The organism is Neptuniibacter marinus (genome assembly GCF_001597725.1).
In the GTDB taxonomy this organism is placed as follows: Bacteria; Pseudomonadota; Gammaproteobacteria; order Pseudomonadales; family Balneatricaceae; genus Neptuniibacter; species Neptuniibacter marinus.
On record NZ_LUTR01000004.1, the window covers coordinates 119,554 to 140,943 of the forward strand.

At 41.9% G+C, this 21,390-nt stretch carries 23 protein-coding genes; 12 read left to right on the plus strand and 11 right to left on the minus strand.

Annotated elements, in window-relative coordinates:
• Positions 1–237: 237 nt before the first annotated feature.
• On the plus strand, positions 238–831 hold the full coding sequence (locus A3774_RS05620; protein ID WP_067864437.1) for a hypothetical protein: 594 nt from the start codon (positions 238–240) through the stop codon (positions 829–831).
• A 288-nt stretch (positions 832–1,119) separates the two neighbouring features.
• Here the strand turns inward: A3774_RS05620 and trpB are convergent, their stop codons facing one another.
• The 3 genes from trpB to A3774_RS05635 all read right to left on the minus strand — a co-directional run bounded on the left by trpB (position 1,120) and on the right by A3774_RS05635 (position 4,566).
• Entirely contained in the window at positions 1,120–2,322 is a 1,203-nt protein-coding gene (gene trpB, locus A3774_RS05625) for a tryptophan synthase subunit beta (RefSeq protein WP_067864440.1), read from the minus strand.
• A 156-nt stretch (positions 2,323–2,478) separates the two neighbouring features.
• The gene (locus A3774_RS05630; protein WP_067864443.1) at positions 2,479–4,128 is read right to left on the minus strand and encodes a methyl-accepting chemotaxis protein; all 1,650 of its coding nucleotides are present in this window, start codon (positions 4,126–4,128) and stop codon (positions 2,479–2,481) included.
• Positions 4,129–4,314: 186 nt separating this feature from the next.
• Positions 4,315–4,566 carry a hypothetical protein gene (locus A3774_RS05635; protein ID WP_231867945.1) on the minus strand — a complete coding sequence of 84 codons (252 nt, stop codon included), beginning with the start codon at positions 4,564–4,566 and terminating at the stop codon, positions 4,315–4,317.
• A gap of 118 nt (positions 4,567–4,684) precedes the next feature.
• On the opposite strand from A3774_RS05635, the gene pdxB reads away from it, so the two are divergent.
• The 4 genes from pdxB (at position 4,685) to A3774_RS05655 (ending at position 8,414) form a co-directional block, all read left to right on the plus strand.
• Positions 4,685–5,821, plus strand: coding sequence for a 4-phosphoerythronate dehydrogenase PdxB (gene pdxB, locus A3774_RS05640; RefSeq protein ID WP_067864450.1), 1,137 nt, complete (start codon positions 4,685–4,687; stop codon positions 5,819–5,821).
• A gap of 61 nt (positions 5,822–5,882) precedes the next feature.
• Complete coding sequence (locus A3774_RS05645) at positions 5,883–6,587, plus strand: flagellar brake protein (RefSeq protein ID WP_067864453.1); 705 nt, start codon at positions 5,883–5,885, stop codon at positions 6,585–6,587.
• Positions 6,580–7,692 (plus strand): ATP-NAD kinase family protein, encoded by a 1,113-nt coding sequence (locus A3774_RS05650; RefSeq protein ID WP_067864455.1) that lies wholly within the window; start codon positions 6,580–6,582, stop codon positions 7,690–7,692. The genes A3774_RS05645 and A3774_RS05650 overlap by 8 nt, the downstream gene beginning before the upstream one ends.
• 152 nt (positions 7,693–7,844) lie before the next feature.
• Positions 7,845–8,414, plus strand: coding sequence for a hypothetical protein (locus A3774_RS05655; protein WP_067864458.1), 570 nt, complete (start codon positions 7,845–7,847; stop codon positions 8,412–8,414).
• A gap of 353 nt (positions 8,415–8,767) precedes the next feature.
• On the opposite strand, the gene A3774_RS05660 is transcribed toward A3774_RS05655, so the two are convergent.
• Positions 8,768–9,484: a YebC/PmpR family DNA-binding transcriptional regulator gene (locus tag A3774_RS05660; RefSeq protein ID WP_067864461.1), complete on the minus strand. Its 717-nt coding sequence runs from the start codon at positions 9,482–9,484 to the stop codon at positions 8,768–8,770.
• Positions 9,485–9,765: 281 nt separating this feature from the next.
• On the opposite strand from A3774_RS05660, the gene A3774_RS05665 reads away from it, so the two are divergent.
• On the plus strand, positions 9,766–11,697 hold the full coding sequence (locus A3774_RS05665) for a RecQ family ATP-dependent DNA helicase (protein ID WP_067864464.1): 1,932 nt from the start codon (positions 9,766–9,768) through the stop codon (positions 11,695–11,697).
• Between the two features lie 60 nt (positions 11,698–11,757).
• On the opposite strand, the gene A3774_RS05670 is transcribed toward A3774_RS05665, so the two are convergent.
• Complete coding sequence (locus A3774_RS05670) at positions 11,758–12,582, minus strand: mechanosensitive ion channel family protein (protein WP_067864467.1); 825 nt, start codon at positions 12,580–12,582, stop codon at positions 11,758–11,760.
• A 309-nt stretch (positions 12,583–12,891) separates the two neighbouring features.
• Here A3774_RS05670 and A3774_RS05675 point away from each other — a divergent pair, with 309 nt between their 5' ends.
• Positions 12,892–13,788: a DMT family transporter gene (locus tag A3774_RS05675; RefSeq protein WP_231867946.1), complete on the plus strand. Its 897-nt coding sequence runs from the start codon at positions 12,892–12,894 to the stop codon at positions 13,786–13,788.
• Positions 13,789–13,848: 60 nt separating this feature from the next.
• Here A3774_RS05675 and A3774_RS05680 read toward each other — a convergent pair whose 3' ends face one another.
• Positions 13,849–14,700 carry a LysR family transcriptional regulator gene (locus A3774_RS05680; protein WP_067864470.1) on the minus strand — a complete coding sequence of 284 codons (852 nt, stop codon included), beginning with the start codon at positions 14,698–14,700 and terminating at the stop codon, positions 13,849–13,851.
• A gap of 189 nt (positions 14,701–14,889) precedes the next feature.
• Between A3774_RS05680 and A3774_RS05685 the strand changes: the two genes are divergently transcribed.
• The gene (locus A3774_RS05685) at positions 14,890–15,651 is read left to right on the plus strand and encodes an HPP family protein (protein ID WP_067864473.1); all 762 of its coding nucleotides are present in this window, start codon (positions 14,890–14,892) and stop codon (positions 15,649–15,651) included.
• Between the two features lie 186 nt (positions 15,652–15,837).
• On the opposite strand, the gene A3774_RS05690 is transcribed toward A3774_RS05685, so the two are convergent.
• The 5 genes from A3774_RS05690 to A3774_RS16745 form a co-directional block, all read right to left on the minus strand.
• A complete protein-coding gene (locus tag A3774_RS05690) occupies positions 15,838–16,212 on the minus strand; it encodes a hypothetical protein (protein ID WP_067864476.1) in 375 nt (124 codons plus the stop codon).
• Between the two features lie 47 nt (positions 16,213–16,259).
• A complete protein-coding gene (locus A3774_RS05695; RefSeq protein WP_067864480.1) occupies positions 16,260–16,667 on the minus strand; it encodes a hypothetical protein in 408 nt (135 codons plus the stop codon).
• A gap of 43 nt (positions 16,668–16,710) precedes the next feature.
• Positions 16,711–16,950: a hypothetical protein gene (locus A3774_RS05700; protein WP_067864483.1), complete on the minus strand. Its 240-nt coding sequence runs from the start codon at positions 16,948–16,950 to the stop codon at positions 16,711–16,713.
• A gap of 389 nt (positions 16,951–17,339) precedes the next feature.
• A complete protein-coding gene (locus A3774_RS05705) occupies positions 17,340–18,107 on the minus strand; it encodes a transposase (protein ID WP_067864486.1) in 768 nt (255 codons plus the stop codon).
• Entirely contained in the window at positions 18,107–18,307 is a 201-nt protein-coding gene (locus tag A3774_RS16745; RefSeq protein WP_067864489.1) for a hypothetical protein, read from the minus strand. Before A3774_RS16745 ends, A3774_RS05705 begins: the two co-directional genes overlap by 1 nt.
• Before the next feature lie 240 nt (positions 18,308–18,547).
• On the opposite strand from A3774_RS16745, the gene A3774_RS05715 reads away from it, so the two are divergent.
• The 4 genes from A3774_RS05715 to A3774_RS05730 all read left to right on the plus strand — a co-directional run bounded on the left by A3774_RS05715 (position 18,548) and on the right by A3774_RS05730 (position 21,337).
• Entirely contained in the window at positions 18,548–18,859 is a 312-nt protein-coding gene (locus A3774_RS05715; protein WP_067864492.1) for a type II toxin-antitoxin system HigB family toxin, read from the plus strand.
• A gap of 10 nt (positions 18,860–18,869) precedes the next feature.
• The gene (locus A3774_RS05720) at positions 18,870–19,304 is read left to right on the plus strand and encodes a helix-turn-helix domain-containing protein (protein ID WP_067864495.1); all 435 of its coding nucleotides are present in this window, start codon (positions 18,870–18,872) and stop codon (positions 19,302–19,304) included.
• 329 nt (positions 19,305–19,633) lie between these two features.
• Positions 19,634–20,470 carry a 23S rRNA (adenine(2030)-N(6))-methyltransferase RlmJ gene (locus A3774_RS05725; RefSeq protein ID WP_067864499.1) on the plus strand — a complete coding sequence of 279 codons (837 nt, stop codon included), beginning with the start codon at positions 19,634–19,636 and terminating at the stop codon, positions 20,468–20,470.
• A 270-nt stretch (positions 20,471–20,740) separates the two neighbouring features.
• On the plus strand, positions 20,741–21,337 hold the full coding sequence (locus A3774_RS05730; protein ID WP_067864502.1) for a hypothetical protein: 597 nt from the start codon (positions 20,741–20,743) through the stop codon (positions 21,335–21,337).
• Positions 21,338–21,390: the final 53 nt, after the last annotated feature.

Consider the following 21,390-nt stretch of genomic DNA (forward strand, 5'->3'; position numbering starts at 1 on the left):
TTGCCTGATAAACTGTCTAAAGAAGTTTGTGAAAGGATTTTGATATCATGGGTTAGATTTGAGCGATTAGCTGATAGCACGTTTGTGGGTGAATTTACGAATGGTAGTCAAGACACTTTAGTACAGCGCTTTTGGGAACTTTATGTCGGCAATCGTCTTCAAAATAGGTTTAAAAAAGTGTCGTCAAACGATTCTGGCCCTGATTTCAAAGTAGAGCATAAAAAATGAACTATTTGGGTGGAAGCTGTTTGCCCAACATCCGGCAAAGGTGTCAATAGAGTTCTAGACTCATTTGTTAGTTGTGAACATGGAGTAGTTGATTCCCCAGACCAAGAAATACTTAAACGGATTAATTCTGTAATTGATGCAAAAATTAAGGTTTATAAGGATATTTATATCCCATCAGGTCTTGTTAAATCTGATGGTTACTTGGTTATTGCGGTAAATACTTTTCTTCTAGGCCCATTTAGTCAGCACGGTATATCTGGATTTCCCTCAGTACTTTCAGCGGTCTACCCTGTTGGACCAGGAACTGTAGAGATAAATATAGCTTCAGGAAAATTCTTAGATAGAGGTCTTAAATACCAACCAGCTATATTCAAGGTCAATGGGGCATCCATTCGAACTGATTTATTTTCTAGAGATAATGGAACTATCATAGATGCTATCATGACAGGTCATGTACACCTGTACCAAAATTCTACTGAGCGGAAGCTCTTAGCCATTCACAATCATTATTCAAAGAATGAACTTAAATACCGATTGCCTGTAGATTGTAACTATTGGCTTGAAAGAAATAATGCAATGACTCTGTCTATCAAGAAGGGCTAGGAAGCTGTATTCGAAGATAATTATATATGTAAGGCAGTGTAGACCAGTTTGATACTGTATTAATTTTCAGGTTCTAGATATGTACGAGCTTAAATTGCACTAATTGCTTTCATAGGTATTATTTTTGTACTGAGCTGGCTACTTATGAGAGCACTGTAGTGTAATGAGAACTGTTCGGAATCTGGCTTGGAGCTTCATTGCGATAATATTGCGAAAGGATTAGATCTTAAGTATCAATCAGTAACTGATTGATACTTAAGATCTAATCCTTTCTTTTTATTTCTATGCTTACAGTCCGAGCTTCTCGGCTACGTAATCAGCATCTTTATCGCCACGGCCTGATAGGTTGACTAAAATTGTTTGATCTTTTGAAAGGGTCGGTGCTTTACGCATAGCCCAAGCGACCGCATGGGAGCTTTCTAAGGCGGGGATGATGCCCTCTATACGAGAGAGTTCCATAAAGGCATCTAAGCATTCTTGGTCCGAAGCGGTTTCATACTGTACGCGGCCTAAGTCTTTTAAGTAGCTGTGCTGTGGGCCTACACCAGGATAGTCGAGTCCAGATGCGATGGAGTGGACTGGCATAGGTTCGCCATCTTCGGTTTCTAGCACGTAGCACTTCATGCCATGTAGGGTGCTAGGTTTACCGAGTGTAAGTGTAGCTGAGTGCGCTTGAGTGTCGAGGCCTTTACCGGCGGGTTCAATTCCCACAAGGTTGACGCTGTCATCATTAAGAAAAGCGCTAAACATGCCCATTGCGTTGGAACCACCACCGACACAAGCGGTAACATAATCGGGTAGGTTATTGGTTTTTGCTTGGAATTGTTCACGCGCTTCTGTACCGATAATGCTCTGGAAGTCTCTAACCATCTTAGGGAAAGGGTGAGGGCCAACCACGGAGCCTATGGCATAGATAAAGTTTACCGGATCTTTTAGGTACTCTTCAAACGCACTGTCGACAGCATCTTTCAAAGTGGCAGTGCCACGGGTAACGGGGATTAATGTACAGCCTAAAATCTTCATTTTGGTGACGTTAGGGTGTTCTTTCTCTATATCCACTTGGCCCATATGTATTTCACAGGGGATACCTACAAGGGCGCAGGCGGTTGCGAGTGCGACCCCGTGTTGACCTGCACCGGTTTCAGCGATCACTTTAGTTTTACCCATAAATTTAGCGAGTAGGGCTTCACCTAGACAGTGATTAATTTTATGAGCGCCGGTGTGGTTTAGGTCTTCACGTTTTAAATAGATCTGAGCGCCACCGAGCTTTTCGCTTAAGCGTTTCGCGTGGTAGATAGGGCTTGGACGACCTACATAGTCAGCGAATAGTAGATCAAGTTCTGCTTGGAATTCTGGTTTTTGGCGAATCTCTTCATAGGCATCGTTAATTTGGTCCATGATCTGTTTTAGTTCTGGTGGTATCTCTTGGCCACCAAACTCACCAAAAAAGCCTTCTTTATTGGGCATCTCTGCGTAGGTAAATTTACTCATCTTCTATCCTATGATCCGCTGCGTCGCATATTTTTTATTAGAGTTTAATATATTAACTTTATTATAAAGAGCTTAAAGCTCAATTAAACCACCTGAGAAATTCAAAAACCGCTGTGGCTTAAAGCCAACAGCGGTTTTGTTGATCTATGCCGTGATTTAATGTTGATCTGGCTTATAGCCTATACGTACTCCGCCCCAATGTTTGCCGTTAACAAAGATTGGCACCGATAGATCATGCATGATTTCACCGGTGTCGCGTTTGTAAGTTTGTAGAAGCATAGTGTCGGTATGGGCTCCACAGCGGGCTCCCGTTCTATCATTAAAGATGCGCTTACTACGGCTTTTTACTAGATCGGTTTCATAATCGCCGGATAAAGCGTGAGCAAACTGATTATTATGGGTAGGCACAAAGCCATTAATATCCGTAGCAATTACATAGATCAGTTTTTCATGGCTGTTAAGCGCAGGCTCTTGGATATTAGGTAGGATTTTGTCGGTTAATTGATCAAATGGAGTTGTGTGTTTTTGAGGGTTTGAACCTTCAACAGGGGTGTAAGTGTGATCAAATAGTGCTGACTCAGATATTTGACCTTGAGATATAGCTTGCTCGAAGGCCGCCGAAACTCGGTTTGCAGTGTCCCGCGCAATATGGAAAAAGGGCTGGTGATAGTTTTGTTCTGAGGCGGCAGCTAAAATGGAATTAGATTTTTCAGCAGCTTCCATCAAAGAGGCTGCTTGCGTTGCTAATTGAGAGACTTCAGCATCGCTTCCTTCTAACTCATGGCGAACATTTTGCAGTGAGTTAAAGATAACCTCAAGGTTTTGCCGGTTGTTTCTTGCCCCTTCCGCGATGGTGGAAATTTGCTGTTCAACATTTGAAGATTGTTCTGAAATGCCGCCTAATTGATCGCTAACCTTTTCCATAGCGATGGTGCCGCTTTCTACATTGTTAGAAAGGGTTTGAATATTACCAACCACTTGTTGGGTTTCTGCGCGTATTTCATCCACAATCAGTTCTACTTCGCCGGTTGCACTGGCAGTACGTGAGGCTAATTGCCTTACTTCATCAGCCACTACGGCAAAGCCGCGGCCATGATCACCTGCTCGAGCGGCTTCAATTGCTGCGTTAAGGGCTAGCAGATTGGTTTGTTCGGCAATCTCTTCGATCACTCGGGTCACATCTTGTATTTTTTGTGATTTTTCGTTTAGTTGCTCAATTAATACTAAGGTTTCTGTGGCTTGAGAGTTTAACTCTCGAATATCAACCATCGCTGCAGTTAATGCTTGTTGTCCTTCTGAACCCGTCTCTTTTGCTTGGATAGCCATTTGAGCTGCCAGTTCCGCCTGTTGCTCTGATTGCTGTACAGTCACTGTCATCTCTTCAGCGTTAGTGGCTATTTGTGTTACCTCTTGCACTTGGTTGTCTAGCTGAGCTTTAAGGGTATCCGCTGAGAAGGATACTTCCGCTGCTGAAATTGCATTAGCATTTGCGCTGTTGGAGAGTTTACCGCTGATATTTTCGGTATTTGCTTGCTTTGCAAAAAAATCACCAAAAAAATAAGGCAGAAGTTTTAATTGATCAAATTTAGCCTCTTTTGCGTGCATAATTTCATTTGCCATAGGCCCTAATAAAATTTTGTGTATAACTAATATGGACGTTAGGGAGGCTAAAAGCGCGCTACAAATTAAAGTTATTAACGATTGGTTATCCGCACCTATGGCAAAAGCAGCACCAGCAGCCAATCCTGTAATAACTAGAGCGGATAAAAAACTTTTAGTGTAAAAACCAAACAAGGAACCGTTCATATACTTTCCTTAGTAGCTTAGTGAATAGATATTATTTATGGCTAATAAAACAATGATGTATATGGAATATAGCATTAGGCATTATCTGTAAATGCTCTACTTTAGTATTGGCTGTTTGGATCAGAAGTATTGGATAGGGGGTATGTCAGGCGTTTGTTTTAGATCGACTTTTTTAGAGATACTCGCTTAGTGATCGAATTCAAACCCTAATTGGGTTTCTTGACGAGCAACATGGCGAAATCCTTGACTCTTGAGTTGTTTGCGAATTTCCCTGACGATCAGTCGCGCATCTTGATATGATGTACTAACTGTCTGGTTGCAGGCACTTGTATTCTCGGCGTTGTTGCCCCAGCTTTGGCTGACAACCCAATCGCCGATCAGGTCTTGGTACATTCTTACAATGTAATATTCCTGATGTTTTTTCCAACGAATGATCAAGTGCGTGAGATCCAATCAATAGAAGTGGCTCGAGCCACTATTTTTATTCATGTATGTAGTTTAAAACCGCGAATTGAGCCTGAACTGAGCCTGTTTGTAAAGTCTGGAGACTGATAAATTGCGTAACAGAAAACTAAATATTTTAGCGGATGAAAATATGCCTCAAGTTGAGGCCATTTTTTCTCGTTTTGGTAAGGTTATTCTGAAACCCGGCCGAGATTTATCGCCTAAGGATTTACATGATATTGATGTACTGCTTGTCCGTTCAATTACACAAGTTAACGAAGCTCTTTTAGCCTCAAGTCCGGTTAAATTTGTCGGTACGGCAACTATAGGTACCGATCATATTGATCAGCATTATTTGGAGAGTAAAGGTATAGCTTTTAGTAATGCGCCGGGCTGTAATGCTGATGCCGTCGTGGAGTATGTGCTGAGTTGTTTGTTTCTTACTGCTGAATGGCAAGGCTTTGATCCTAAAGACAGAACTTATGGCATTGTTGGCGTAGGGAATGTTGGAGGACGTTTACAGCGACGTTTACTAGCACTAGGTTATAAAGTGCTCGTGAATGATCCTCCTAGAGCTGAGTCAGAAGAGGGGTTTATTCCTCTACATAGTTTGTTAAAACAAGCGGATGTTATCTGTTTACATACGCCGCTCACGCAAGAGGGAGAATATCCAACACAGCATTTGATCTCTGATCTTGAGCTAGGGATGATTCAAGATCATGCTATCGTTTTGAATGCAGGACGTGGCCCCGTAATTGATAATCGAGCCTTGCTTGATATAGGGAAAAAACGCCTAGGGCTCACATTTATCCTCGATGTATGGGAACATGAGCCGGTAGTTAATGCCGCGTTAGCTGAGCGTTGCGCTATTGTGTCACCACATATTGCCGGTTATAGCTTCGATGGTAAAATTCGTGGCACATTTATGCTTTATCAAGCTCTGTGTCAGTATTTGGATCAGCCTTGCGAAGAATCATTCGAAGCGTTTTTGCCTCAGTCTGAGTTAGCCTGTGTAGAGCAGGGTGATCTGAGCATATTGGAGTTGATGGAAAAAGTGTATGACCCGCGCATTGATGATTATATGCTGAGACATACTCTGACGTTACCCGAAGCGGAGCAAAAACAGGCCTTTGATCAATTGCGAAAACAATACCGCGCAAGGCGAGAATTTTCTTCGCTTAATGTTGCAGGCGCAGAGAACCCAGATCAAATTGAGGCCATAGGTTTCAAGTTAGCCGCTAAAGGTTAACTCACTTAAGTTATTTACTTAACGTCCTCGTCATCTATTAGAGAGACTAAGAAACACTTTAATGACAAAAGCATTAGAATCACTTGATACATCGCGCTCGCTAGCTGAACTTAATCCACGTATAGGTGAGAAAGTTCAGATTGAAACCCGAGCGCCCCGCGCCCGCTATTCTGTTCAATTATTAGGCTACCGTGAAAACGGTAGTTTAATGGTCTCGGCACCGAAAAGCTCAGTCGTTAATACCGGAGCGCAAGTGACCGTTCGCTTAATGACAGGTAATTTTATCTGTGCATTTAGCGCTCGAATCTTGAAAATTCAAACCTCGCCTTTTGCTTATTGGCATTTAGAATACCCAAAAACGACAGAAGTTAGGCGTATCCGCAGTCACACGCGGGTTCCCGTTAATTTGTTGGTTTCAATTGATGAATTTGAACAAGGTAAAGGGCTAAGACATGATTGGCCGATTAATGCTTATTGCACTGATATTAGTTTGAGCGGTGCTTGTGTTGATGCACCTGTGGCTTTAGGTAAGCAAGGCGATAAGCTGTTTATGACAACCCGTTTTTCTGTAGCTGGCGTAGATCAGGTTATTTTAACAACGGCGCTCATACGTAGTGTGCAACCCCAAGAGGGAAGTGTCAGTACAGTAGTAAGTCATGGGCTAGAGTTTTTAGATTTGGATGATGATACCCATCTAATTTTAGCGGGTTTTGTATACCAACAGTTTTTAATTGAAACGGGTAATTTGGAGATCTTAAGTGTTTAAGCTTGGCCTGATAATTAATCCTTTGGCGGGTGTCGGCGGTAGTGTCGCGTTAAAAGGTAGTGACGGTAAAGAAACCGCGCGTGAAGCCTTAGCTTTAGGTGCGGAACCTAAGGCGGGTTTAAGAACACTGCAAGCTCTTGAGGTCCTTAAAGGTTTGAATATAGAGCTGGTGACCTATCCCGCTGAAATGGGTGAAACCGTTGCCCGTCAGGCGGGCTTTATTCCTCAAGTTATCGGTGAGATTCAAACGGGTAATACGTCTGCAGAGGATACTATCCAAGCTGCTAAAGATCTTGTTAATCAAGGTGTGGATATTGTTCTATTTGCCGGTGGAGATGGCACCGCACGTAATATTTGTGCTGCGATTGCGGAGGAGGTGCCTGTATTAGGTATTCCCGCTGGCGTTAAGATCCATTCAGGGGTTTATGCGGTAACGCCGAAAGCAGCGGGCGAAATTATTGCCATGTTAGTTAAAGGTGAATTGGTCACTTTAGGCGACCAAGAGGTGCGCGATATAGATGAAGTGGCGTTCCGTGAAGGGCATGTTCGCGCCAAATATTATGGTGATCTGTTGGTCCCTCAAGAGCATCGTTATCTGCAACAGGTCAAAAATGGCGGTAAGGAATCTGAAGAGTTAGTTCTTGATGATATAGCGGCTGATATTATTGAGCGCATGGAACCTGATATCTTTTATGTGATGGGTTCTGGTTCTACCGTTGCAGCGGTTATGGAACAGTTGGGGTTGCCGAATACGCTTTTAGGTGTAGATATTATTAAAGATAATCAACTTATCGCTGCGGACTGTACTGCAAATCAGTTATTAGAATTGACTGAAGGACACCCTTGTCAGTTGGTGATTACGTTAATTGGTGGCCAAGGGCATATTATTGGGCGCGGTAATCAACAATTAAGTCCTGCGCTGTTAAAGCGTTTAGGTAAACAAAATATCAATGTAATTGCGACTAAAACAAAACTTAAAGCCTTAGAGGGACGTCCATTAATTGTGGATAGTGGTGATCCTGAGGTTAATAAATTACTGGCAGGTGTTATTCCGGTGTCTACAGGTTATCATGACTCCGTTCTGTATAGAGTTGCTGATTATTAGTGAGCTGTTTATCTCCTCTGCTTGGCTGCTCAATGTTATTAGTTAGATACCTTTTATTTAGTTTTTTAGCTGAATATAAATGACATTATTTTGTAATATTTCCTAAGTAAAGTGCCTCTTAATTTTTTATTGATTAATTAATGAGGCTCTCCATGAAAAAACTGATTGCTAGCGCAGTGGTTGCAACTGCAATGTTCTCCCTAACTGGTTGTCATACTCACCAAGTTCAACAGGAGGAAACCCAATCTGCCGCGGCTACTCAGCTAAATAATGATGACTTGTATGAAGTGATGCATGAAGGTCGTTATTATGTTTTTGATGATTTCAAAACGTATCAACAGTTTTTGACTGTAGGTGAGACCTCTTTCCGTAAGGTTTTCATTGGTGATGGGCCTAAAGGCGCAACCCTTGTTTATGGCTTAACTAACGAAGATAAGAAAAAGTCATCAGGCATTGCTAGCATCGATATGTTTAATGGCAAGCTTGAAGCTGCAGATGATTTCTATGGCGAAATGCGCGGTGAAGATGGTCGTTTGTATGTGTTTAGCACATTACAAGATATGGAAGATGTTCGTCTTGTCGGCGAAGCGCCATACCGCTTTACGCAAATCGCTGCTGGCCCACAAGGCCAAACTGTCGTTTATGTTTTGAATAAAAGTAATAAGAGCGAGCAGCCTGTTGAATTGATGGCTAAGTTCAAAGCAATGAACGGCATGATGTAAATAGAAAAATCACTCTCTTTCAGGGAACTAATATTCAGAGTGGCAGTCTATTGTTCTTCCTGAAAGACGGTAGACCTTACAACTAAGTTAGTGGAAATTGGGTTCTATAGGTTGAAAGGTCTGTTTGAGCACTACTCTCTAATTAGAAAGTGGTGCTTTTTTTTGCCTGTCATAAATCAAATCCTTTGATATGACGTAATATGATGGGGCAGAGCTGGTTTAGTTGTTTATTTATTGAAAAGTATTGGTTTATAAAAAGCCCGCAGATCAACTTCAGTGATGTGCGGGCTTTTTTTTAGGTCCGAATAATGGGCCCTAGATAGACGAGATTAGGGCTATCCGTAGATATCTACTTAAACTTCTGCGTTATGGTAGATGTTCTGTACATCATCCAGATCTTCTAGCATATCAATGAACTTTTCGAACATTGGCATATCATCTTCAGAAACGGGTGACATATTTTGTGGTACAAACTGAATCTCATCGACTTCTAGATCAAGTCCTTCGATATTATCTTGTAGCGCTTTTTTTGCTTTGAAGTAGTCAGTATGTGGTGCAAAGACAGTAATTTTTCCCTCTTCGCATTCAATGTCAGTTACATCAACATCTTCCATCATTAGTGCTTCAAGTACTGCATCTTCGTCATCACCGGCAAACACAAAAATAGCACTGTGGTCGAACATGTGGCTAACGCTGCCTTGGCTACCAATTTTGCATTTGGTTTTGTTAAAGCAGTTACGTACATCGCCAAAAGTACGGTTAGGGTTATCCGTTAAGCATTCTACGATTACCATGCAGCCGCCCGGGCCAAATCCTTCGTAGCGAGCAGGAGAGAAATCTTCACCGCCACCGCCTTTTGCTTTATCAAGTGCTTTATCAATTACATGCGCGGGTACTTGGGCTTTTTTGGCTCGTTCAACTAGGCCCAATAACGCTAAGTTACCTTCTAACTCGACACCGCCAGATTTAGCACATACATAAATCTCACGGCTGAATTTACTGTAAACCTTAGCCTTGGCGTCCGATGTTTTCGCCATAGACTCTTTACGGTTTTGATAAGCACGACCCATTGCGATATTCCATACACTGATAAAAAGAACAAAATTTTACAGATAAGCGCCGCGTTATTAAACCTCCAATTGGATATTGGTGGTGGAGATTAAAGAAAAAGCATAGAGCATTGTGTGAATTTTGAACGATATTAGAAAGGGAAGAGGCCTTTCCTTCGCTAAACGATCTTATAGGGTATGTTAGGACGAGACTCTACTGAGTCGATTATCTGTTATATTTCTTTTCAGATTATGTCATCTAAACCAACCGTTAAACGGATTTAACGTAAAGGAACACTGATATGGATTTACAACCAGCCCTACAGCAATATTTTGCCTTTGACACCTTTAGAGAGGGGCAAGAGCAAACGATTAAACAGCTTCTTTCAGGCCACTCTACGCTTTCCATTTTTCCGACTGGAGCAGGGAAATCCCTATGCTATCAGTTTAGTGCGATCCATCTTCCCCATCTGACACTGGTGGTCTCACCCCTACTTGCTTTAATGAAAGACCAATTGGCGTTTCTTAAATCGAAAGGGATTGCTGCTGCGAGTATTGATTCCACCTTAACACCGCAAGAAAACCAAACGGTTATGCGTGATATTCGTCAAGGTATGATTAAAATTTTGATGGTGTCTGTTGAGCGTTTTAAAAATGAACGTTTTCGCGAGTTTATCGCTTCTATCGACATCTCAATGCTGGTAGTTGATGAGGCGCACTGTATATCTGAATGGGGTCATAACTTTCGCCCCGACTATTTGAAGCTTCCCCAATATCGACAGGAGCTAAATATCCCCTTAGTGCTTTTGCTGACAGCAACGGCAACGAGAAAAGTCAAAAAAGATATGGCGCAGCGATTTGCTATAGCGCCAGAACATATAGTCCAGACCGGATTTTATCGAAATAACCTTGATTTAACGGTGTTACCTGTAGCAAGCCAAGATAAAGATAAGCAATTGGTTGATCTTATTAAACAACAGCAAGGCTCCGGTATTGTGTATGTTACTTTACAGCAGAGTGCGGAGCAGGTGGCTAAGTATTTAGCGACACAACAGATCTCTGCTACAGCCTATCATGCGGGTTTAGATAACGATCTTAGGCATCAGATTCAATCTGACTTTATGGTGGGGCAATGCCAAGTTGTAGTGGCTACGATCGCGTTTGGAATGGGTATAGATAAAGCGGATGTACGTTTTGTTATCCATTATGACCTTCCCAAGTCTATTGAGAATTACAGTCAAGAGATCGGCCGAGCCGGGCGTGATGGTTTAAAATCAAACTGTATTACCTTGGCGAATTTAGATGGGATCAATACGGTTGAAAATTTTGTTTATGGTGATACGCCAGAGCTGGAAGGGATCGCCGTCGTCGTCGATAATATCTGTAAAGAGGTTTCAAATGGGCAGTGGGAGTTACAACTCCTCAGCTTGTCTAATGATGCCAATATTAGGCAACTTCCCTTAAAAACCTTGTTGGTACAGTTAGAGTTAAAGCAGGTTATTAAGCCACTCTATGCTTACTTTGCTGAATACCGTTATAAGTTTTTGACGGAGCAAAGCGTACTGCTTAACCAATTTCATGGCGAGCGGCAGCAGTTTTTAAAGGCTATTTTTGATCATACCCAGTTTAAAAAAATCTGGGGTAGCTTAGATATAGAGAGTCTCTATCAACATTATGGTTGTGAGCGCAGCCGTGTTGTCGCAGCCTTAGACTATCTGCAAGAGCAAGGTCATATTGTTCTGGAAAGTAAAAAGATCACTGAGGTGTTTTCTGTTGATGAACAAGCTCTATCTCAACCGGAGCTTGTGCAAGTGTTAAGTGACTACTTTTTAGATAAAGAGCAAAAGGAGATAGAGCGGATCGCTGCATTGGTGCGTTTCTTTGAGTTAGATCGATGTCTCACCGCTAACCTTGCTCGATATTTTGATGATCAGAACGCACCTGAACAGTGTGGTCACTGCTCAGTTTGTCGCGGACAAGTTGCAAAATTAGCCTATTCACATAAGCCACAACTCCCCGAAGATGGACGCCTAAAAAGCGTGTTGAATGGATTTAAACAGCATATTGAAATAAAGACGAAACGATCACCGAGTGTTGGAACGTACTGCCGTTTTCTGGCCGGGATCAGTATTCCGCTATTTAGTCGTAATAAAGTTAGGCAGTTGGATGGATTTGGTTGCTGTGAACAGGTTCGTTTTCAAAGCATCAAAGATAAAGTGGTAGAGCTTATTTGAAATAGAGTGGATTTAACGGCAGAGCCCCATCTATAAGGATGAAGCTCTGCCGTTAGTTGGTTATGCGTTTTCGTTAACCATAATTACTTTACGGTGAGGGAATGGAATCTCGATTCCGTTCTCATCGAGCGCTTTTTTGATCAGTTCAGGTACAGAATAAAGAACATCAAAGTAATGCTCACCTTTGCAGAACGGACGAACAAGAAAGTCGACAGAACTGTCATTTAATGTTTCTACTTCAACAAAAGGTGCTGGATCTTTCAAAATATGAGGATGATTAGCTAATACACTGTCAATCACTGCGCGAGCGGCATCGGTGCTTTCGCCATAAGCTACGCCAAAGTGCATATCAACACCGCGCACATCATAGTGAGAGTGGTTAATGATCTTCTCGCCCCAGATCTGGCTATTAGGGATAATGACCTGCTGTTGATCAAATGTTTGTAGAATCGTAGTAAACATATCGATCTCAGTTACATTACCAAAACAACCAGCCGCATCGATAAAATCACCTACTTTATAAGGCCTAAAGATTAGCAACATGACCCCAGCCGCTAAGTTTGACATAGCGCCCTGTAAGGCTAAGCCAACAGCTAAACCTGCAGCACCTAATAAAGCAACGATAGAAGCGGTTTGCACACCGAAACGGTTTAGAACAGCAATAAAAACAAAAGCGAGTATTAAATAGCGAGCAAAGCTACCTAAAAAACGGAAAAGCGTATCATCTAAATGTTTGCCTTTACCTATGTTAATAATCAGTTTGTTTGCACTGCCTGCTATCCAAAAACCAATAATCAGAATGACTATTGCTAATAAGATATTGGTTGCCCAAGCGATCGCCGCTGGTAGGTGTTGATTTATATCGATACTGTCGAGAAATTCCATTTTTTATGCCTTGTTATTAGTTATGGCGCTTAGGGTAAGTTTTTGTATCTTAATGAGGGATTAAGAGTAAATAAAGTGTAGTTTAAAGACGTTATATTTTGGTGTCGTTTTGAATATTGTAAGTGCCCATGCTTTGAAACGCTGCAGGCGCTGACCAGAAACGTTTTTATTTTTGATTTCAGCTCGCTTAACAGGCACCTAGATATTTTATGGTAGGGCTCCGTTTAGGTTTTGGGTATGTGCTATAAAAGGCGTGCTTATGTTACCACTACCTATAATCGTTAAAGCAAAAATAGCAGAGGATATTTTGTGACTATAGACTTCGGAACTGACCGCCGTACCAACTTGATTGGTAGTTTCTGGATGGTAACTGCGATGGCTATCTTTGCTGCTGAAGATGCTTTTATAAAAATAGTCGCAGAGACTTTACCGATTGCACAAATTCTGGTGATTTTTGGGTTAAGTGGTGCTTTTCTTTTTGCGGGCGTGACGCTTTTAAGAAAAGAGTCTCTGTTTAGTATTGATGTGATCTCACGCCCGATGTGGTTTCGGGTACTGTTCGAGATTATAGGGCGGTTGTTTTACGTACTGGCTATTACTTTAACCCCCTTATCATCAGCTACAGTGATTCTTCAGGCGAGTCCCATTGTTGTAGTGGCAGGGGCGGCACTTATCTTTCGTGAAAAAGTAGGGTTAAAACGATGGGTGGCCATTTTTGTTGGTTTACTTGGTGTTATTATTATCATTCGTCCAGGAACGGATAATTTCTCTTTCTTGTCAATTTTTGCCATTTTAGGGATGCTCGGTTTTGCCTGTCGTGATTTAGCCAGTCGGGCGGCTCCGGCATCGATCAGTACATCCATTTTAGGTTTGTATGGGTTTCTTGCGGTTGTTGTGGCAGGCATGCTCTTCTCGGTGTGGGAAGCGATACCTTTTTTAGTCCCCGATTTTAAAACATCAATCTACCTAGTAGGTGCGGTATTAGCCGGTGTTACAGCTTATTCCTGTTTGATGAAGGCGATGCGAACAGGAGAGGTCTCTGCAGTGACACCGTTTAGATACTCGCGGTTGTTATTTGGTATAGGTCTAGGCGTATTGTTGTTTAATGAAGAGATAACTTTTCCCATGTTGATTGGCTGCAGCTTTATCGTTGTTTCGGGGCTGTTTATTCTTTGGCAAGGTAAACAGGTTTCGATGGTTAAATAGTATCGACTGGTGGGGGAAGCTGGTCTCGCCGAGGTTATCTGGGTAAATAATAGAATAGGACTAAAGTGACCAGCTTGAATATGAGTTTAGGCTGTCTAATAGGATCTCTTTGGCCTGTTTAAACTCATCAGGTAAGTGACTATTTGTGTGATACACAAGATAGATGGGGTAAGTGAATTCAGTGGCCCCATTTACTTTGATTAACTGTTTATCTTTTAAATACCTATCCACCACTCTTGTGCGGAAGTAGCCGTTTCCCCCTTTTGCTAAAAGGTACTTTAAAGCCATAGGTCCAAGGGAAAACTGCATTGCTGAGCGCCGGTTAAAGGGCACACAGCGATCAAACTGCAGGGAGAACTCTTCACCCCAGTCGATAAATAAATCGGGAACTTGTTGCTGACTAGACGCAACATGTATTAGTTTTTCTTCAGCGATTTGCTCCACCACTAAGCCTGGTAAGTAACGAGGGCTATGAACAATAATTCCATCCAACTCTTGCTTTTGAAGGGCGGAGTAAAGAATATCGGTTGTACTGACTTGGCTATGAATCATCAAGTGTGGCAAGGCGTCATCAAGTGCGATAATCCAGTCGCTCAAAATAGGATTCCATAAACTTATCTCGCCACCAATTTTGAACCTAGATTGGGTGGGGGACTCGATATTGCCAGCGATCTGCTTAGCTTGCTCCCACGCTTTGATCATGTTTTTAGCAGGCTTTACAAATGACTCTCCTTGCTTAGTTAGTTTTGCTCCCGCTCTATTACGAATAAATAGTGTGTAATTTAATGCAGCTTCTAGTGCTTTAATTCGTGCGGTAACGGTTGTTTGAGTAACATGTAGGCGTTCAGCGGCACGTGCAAAAGTACCCGCATGAATAATTTCTAGAAATGTTCTAGCCTGTTCAATGTCCATCGTTATTAATTTTAAATGCAATATTATTGCACTTAAACCTCATTTAAATTCGTTATACATGCTGCTATTGTAATCATTAGAATGGCGCCCTTGCTAGGTAAGCATAGAAAATATTGCTCTTTAATAGACATATTTAGGTTTACCTTTTTGTTGTACATAGCTGATATTTTGTAAGGCGCTACCGTCCATATGTTCATATCTTTCTGTCGTAACACCGCTCGATTCATTGGTATTGAAACGAATAAAACATCACATATAGAACGTTTTATCTCTGGAATGACCGCCTTTATTGCGTTATTAAGTGTGTTCTATTTTTCCAGTTTATTTTTATCACTACCCGATTCCTTTATGGTGGTATCTTCAATTGGGGCTAGTGCAGTTTTATTATTTGCTGTTCCCCATGGCGCGTTCTCTCAGCCATGGCCTTTTTTTACGGGACATTTTATTTCGGCATGTATTGGTATTGCTTGTTATCAGGCGTTTGGGGCTTCCTTGATGGTGGGAGCTATTGCAGTTGGGGTGTCTATTATTGTTATGCATTACTTACGCTGCCTGCATCCGCCGGGAGGATCAACCGCGTTATCTTGTGTGATAGGGGGGGAAAGCATACATGCAATGGGTTATGAGTTTTTACTCTATCCATTACTGTTTAATCTGCTGGCTATGTTGATACTGGCTTTCGTTATTAATAACAGCTTTTATTGGCGGCGCTATCCATCGTTTCTCAATACGGCTGTACTGCATGATAAACATGAAAAACACTGGTTTGAACTTGAAGATTTGTATGGAGTGTTAGAAAAAGAAGATATTTTTATTGATGCCAGTGCAGAAGAACTTATGCATATTTATAACGCGTCTAGAGAACGTGCCAAAGCCCGTCAGAAAAGTTTTATATCACGTTTACCTAGTAAGGTGCGTCGGTTGCCTATACGGATTAAGCGTGGAGGGTAATACCTGTATTTACTAAACTTAGCTAAATATTCACGCATAGCCCTTAGCTCTTCGTTCACGGGGTGAACTCCTACAGGAGCCGATAGTGTAGGAGGCCAACCTTTGGCCGAGAAGAATATACGTGAGATTATTGTAAACGCTGGAGCCGTTGAAGGATTATAGGGTTAGAAGGTTTAGCTTCGAGCTTTATGCGCTTAGGGCAAGGTATAGTCGGTAAGCAAAATAACTAGCGCCAGCTAAAACGATGACGGTCATAATATGATTATTGAAGCGACTGAAAGAGTTGCGGCGCTCTTGTTTAGTTTCTTCGATAAATTGTCTGTATTCAGCAATATTTATCGGTTTAATCGGTGTATAAGTGTCATCTTCTAAGGCTTTAAATGCACATTGACCTTGAGAATCAATCTCTGCCCATATGGTGTAGCTGTCAGCAAAAGGGGGCATTCCAGATGTTGGCCCTGTATTCTCACTGCCGATAAAGATCGGTATACCTAAGCCTTCTAGTCGGTATTTAATGGAGATAGCTTCTTGTTTGTCGGCTAGTTTTGCGATTAATTTCATAATAATAAGCTGAAATACTGGTGGTATTTGTCCTTTTTTAATTGGGCCTACTGATCAATTTTACTCAGGTTAATAACTTTACTAAACAGATGTTTTTTTGGGTAATTAATTGTGAGTTCAAAGCTATCAACAGTATTAAATATTAATTTATAGTGATTGTTTGATAGTTCTATAACGTCTTGTAAATGGTAGCTTTTGTAGGCTGCGTTAAAGCTATAGTGAGCAACCCTTCTATGTTGTTTATTTAGCACTATGATTTCACAACCCTCCTCAAAAGGGCAATCCCAACTTAAAAATAGAAGAAAGTACTGGGTAAATTCAAACTGTTTATCAATAACATAGCCGGGGACTTTTATACCTAGTGCTTGACCGTTGTAATATAACAACGATTTTAACGGGCGGTTTTCGTATTTACCCTCATGTTTTTGTAATGAAAATTTATCGATAAGGTTCACAAATATCCCTATTTGTTTATAACGTTAAAATTTAGCTGTTGGCTTAGGCAAGATGCTTAATGAGCGTTTTTATCCGATGCGTTTCAGCATTGATTGTGTTGTCTGGTAGAGGTTCGCTCGCTCTGTTATACCAGTATTGAGCATTTGAAATATCACCTTCAATTCTATGTAGTAGGCCGTGTATAAGGTAGTAATATTTATTATTACCATCTTGCACTAAGTTGTGAGCTTGATCCCATTCATCCTGCTCGATAAGGTCGATTGCACGCTGTAATTTATCCATTATTGAGCTTCATCTAATTGCTATATCCACTACTTTACCACTTAGATATAGACAGGTCTCTTTCTTGGCCATGTGAGAAAATGATCTATAATCGGCCGTTTTTCTATAGATTAAAGCGCAATGTGCTGTAGCAATTACTTCTGGAGCGCAGGCTGTTAAAAGGGTTTCTTGCAACGGTTGTAGGAACAGGAATAAGCAGGGACAGGCGCTTTTAGAAAAGAAAAGGGATTGTCTGTCGTCGTGCAGTGAGTAGTTTAGGCTTTCAATCCATACGTCCTGTATTTTTATTGTTTCACACTGAAAAAATGCTGGAACCCCATTTCCCAGATAGCGGTAATCCTCAGTTAATAAACCGATTCCTTTTTTAATTGAAATAGGAGCAGGCAGTTTTAGGCTGCGTTTGTTGTTCGTCGTCTACGTGCGAATTTTTTGTGGTACAGCATTTCAAACTGACTAGCGCTATTTAGCCATTCTTCTGGGTTTATTTCGAGTCTTTCTAATATGGGTGGTAGGTGTGCGGATATTACACCGCGTTTGTCATCACGCAGTATGCGGCCTGTCATATCAACTAAGGCTAGGTAGTCCTCAAGACTAAATAGAATCCCTTGCTGATCTTCATTTCGGATATTGCCTTCAAACTGCGCTAAAGGTTTCACTGGCGATTTAAACTGCTGCAATGCAAGTAATGATTTCTGAGATTCGATAGCCGTTGTTAAGTCGAACTGTGGCTTTATGCGCTTTTTAATACTTGTGTGATTGGATTCTTCTGGCGTGGCAGCCATGCCAGCTCGTACGGGGTTAAGGTCGACATAAGCCATACAGGAGAGCAGTGCTTCTTCGGTTAATAACGCTTGAGATTTATATCGGGATTCCCAGAAGTGGCCAGTGCATTTATCTTCTTGATTGGCTTGGCGGGCAATAGGTTCGTTGAGGCACTTCATAAACCAGCTTAGGCTGGATAAACGCTTCCGGTAGACTTCTATCATATCGCTTACTACATCGAGCTGTGCTTTACAAAGAGGCTCGCCCGCGTGCCATTGTTGAATCAGTAACGGACCTTTGAATAGGCTCAACCATCGTTCGGTCACTTTAGTATCAGACCAGCTTTCAGCTTCAGTAGGGCAGAGTTTGAATACGATATGAAGATGGTTCGACATCACTGCATAAGCGCAGATATCGATTGAGAACAGAAAAGATAAAATACGTATCGGTCTTCGATCCATTGGCGGCGATACTCATAGTCTTTACCGGTAGAGTGGTCAACACCACATAAAAACGAGCGGCGAACACAGCGAGATACAACATGGTAATAGGGAGTATCTTCAACAGATACGAGTTCCTTTCTGGGGCGTGTCATCGGTAAATCCTTTTATCGATGTTGTGAAAAAAAGCGTGGTTTTGGTCTTAGGGTTGAGAGAGGGTATTGTCAATTCAAGGGTGCCTGTCCTGAATAATTGTCCATAGATCTACACCCACGTTACGATTAAGGACCTAAAAGCAGTATATCACAATACGCATCCAACAGCGAAAAGGCTCAAAGTTGACTTTTAGTCAACATTGGAGCTATAGTTGACATGTAGTCAACAAGGAATAGGTAATGAATGTAATCTCAAAAAAGCCCTTCAATGATGCGGCAAGGAAATATCCCAATGACCGCGATGCTTTGATGGATATGTTCAAGGTGCTACATAAAACGGATTTTCATAACCCAGAAGAGTTGATGGCAGTTTTTCCATCGTTGGATAACTTTAAATACAAAGATAAATGGTGGGTACTGGATGTAGGAGGGAATAACCTCCGAGTGATTGCATTTATCCAGTTTTTGAATAAGCGTATGTATATCAAACATATAGTGAATCATGCGGGTTATGACAAACTAACCAAGAAATATATGAAAGATAAAGATTAGAGGTGATGTTATGGCACAGTTAGCCATTGTTGATGCATACCAGGCATTTATGTCAACTGCTCAGCCTTTTATTAACATTGGTTCAGATGAGCAGTACGAAACAGCACTGGAAACTTTGGAGCAGGTAATGGAAACCGCTAGTGATACTCCAGATGATCCTATGAACCCTCTGATAGACATGCTCAGTCACGCTATTGAACGTTATGAAGCTGAGGATGAAGAGTTAGTCGCTTTTATCGAAGAAGCTGAAGCAATACCAATGGATATTGCATTACTCCGAACTTTGATGAGTCAGCATCACCTGACAGGAAGTGACCTTCCAGAAGTGGGCGATAAAACAATGGTTTCGAAAGTATTGAATGGGAAGCGAGTGCTGAGCCGTCAGGCAATTGAAAAGCTATCTGCACGATTTGGTGTTCGACCCGCTATGTTTTTTGGTAGTTAAGAAAGAAATAAGCAGGAAAATAAGCAGGGACAGGCGCTCTTAGAAAAGAAAAAGGGTTGTCTGTCGTCGTGCAGTGAGTAGTTTAGGCTTTCAATCCATACGTTCTGTATTTTTATTGTTTCACACTGAAAAAATGTGGCTTCTGGAGTGCGGTCGTTAAAATGGCTTTCTTACTGAAGTGATGGGAACAGTGCATAGGGCTTTGTGTGTACTTTAATGACTTATTGTTTTTATATTGCGATAAACCGTTTTGTGTTTTCTGCTTTCCAAGTAAAATAGTGCTATTCAGCAGTGACTCTTCTCTGCTTATCATCTAAAGAGATATTCCTTTGCTAAGTTATAGACACTCCTTTCATGCAGGTAACTTTGCCGACATTCTCAAGCATATTGTTGCGGTTGAGGTGTTAGAACATCTGACTAAAAAAGATAAACCGTTTGAGTATATAGATACCCATTCGGGGGCTGGTCTGTTCAACTTCAAGTCAGCCCATGCGCGTAAATTAGAGGAGCATTCGGGCGGTATTGGTAAGCTAAAAGAGGCCGAGTATCCTGAACTTTCACGTTATTTTAAGGTGATAAGGTCCTACAACGAGGCCGGTAAAAGTAATATTTACCCTGGGTCGCCGTTGTTTGCTAAATACTTTTTACGCCCACAAGATCGTGCCTGGTTGTTTGAATTACATCCTGAAGATTTTCAATACCTCTGCCTTAATACCAGCCGCCAGCGCAAGATTAAAGTGACCTGTAGTGATGGCTTGCAAGGGATGAATGCGTTGATGCCGCCAGCGAGTCGTCGGGGCTTTATCTTGATTGACCCATCTTATGAAGTTAAGACTGAGTATGATGATGTGGTGGCAGCGATTAAAAAGGCGCATGGAAAGTTTGCTACAGGGACTTATGGGTTGTGGTATCCGGTGGTGGACCGAGCAACCATTACTAAAATGAAAAATAAGCTGATCCGTAGTGGTATTAAGAACATTCAGTGTTTTGAGCTAGGTATATCACCAGATACGGATGAGCATGGCATGACATCATCCGGCATGATCGTCATTAATCCACCTTGGGGACTGTTTGATAAAATGTCCAAGTTACTGCCTAAGTTGGCACGTACGTTAGGTGAAAGCGACGCGTTAATCTTTCAGTGTGAACAGCTGGCGGATGAATAAATAGGCGAGCCACCGCTATTATCAATAGATAGGCTCGCTGATGTCGGGATACGATGCTGACGTTGTTTAGCTGAGTAATGGCGCTGAACCTTATATTTATCGGCGTTAAGTCTGGTAGTAGATGGACTGTGACGTATTCCCTATATTTTATGGCCAGCGTTTTATCGCGAACGTACTTAAAACGGAGATTAACCTGAGCGGTTAATCTTTTTCTTGCGCTAAAAGTAGATCTCCGCATAATAGGCGACCGCCAAAATGATGTGATCTACTATGCCGACTGATAAACCCAAATCAATTCAATCCGCCTCAGGTATCAACCCTGTTTCAGGACGCGACCCTGAGTTACAAGGGCCGTTTGAGCGCTTGGCGGATGAGTTACAGGCTCATCTCAACCATGGCGCCAAACTGATCGACTGTCCCCACTGCCAGTATCATGCGGCAGTGGAAGAGCAAGGGTTTGCGCCGATCTATTTTAGTTACTGTTTGCTCTGTCGAACGAAAGTGCGTTTTGTACGCATGAGGTGTGCGTGTGGCACCTTGAGTGCCTACGATGGGGCACAGCACCAGCAGTGTGTCACATGCTCAACGCCGTTTACTTATACCGATGTGGTTAAACAGAATGAGCCGAAAGTGTGTGGGGAAGAGAGTCCCGATCATTATGAAGGCGCACAGGCCTTGTGCCATATCTGCTGTAAAAGCCATAACACGGTGTTTGAGTTTGATGAGCAGTGGTTGTGTTTAGACTGTTTAGAAGAGCATCGCTCGCCGGGGCGCTGCGAAACCTGTGAAACGGTGCAAACGGGTGACCTTGAAGATAGTTTTGAAAAGGGCTGTATGTTGTGTGGTGGGCGTATTACTTGGGATTAACGTCAAAACTATTAAAGTCAAACCATAGCCCCGTAGAGCTATGGCTTGATGCT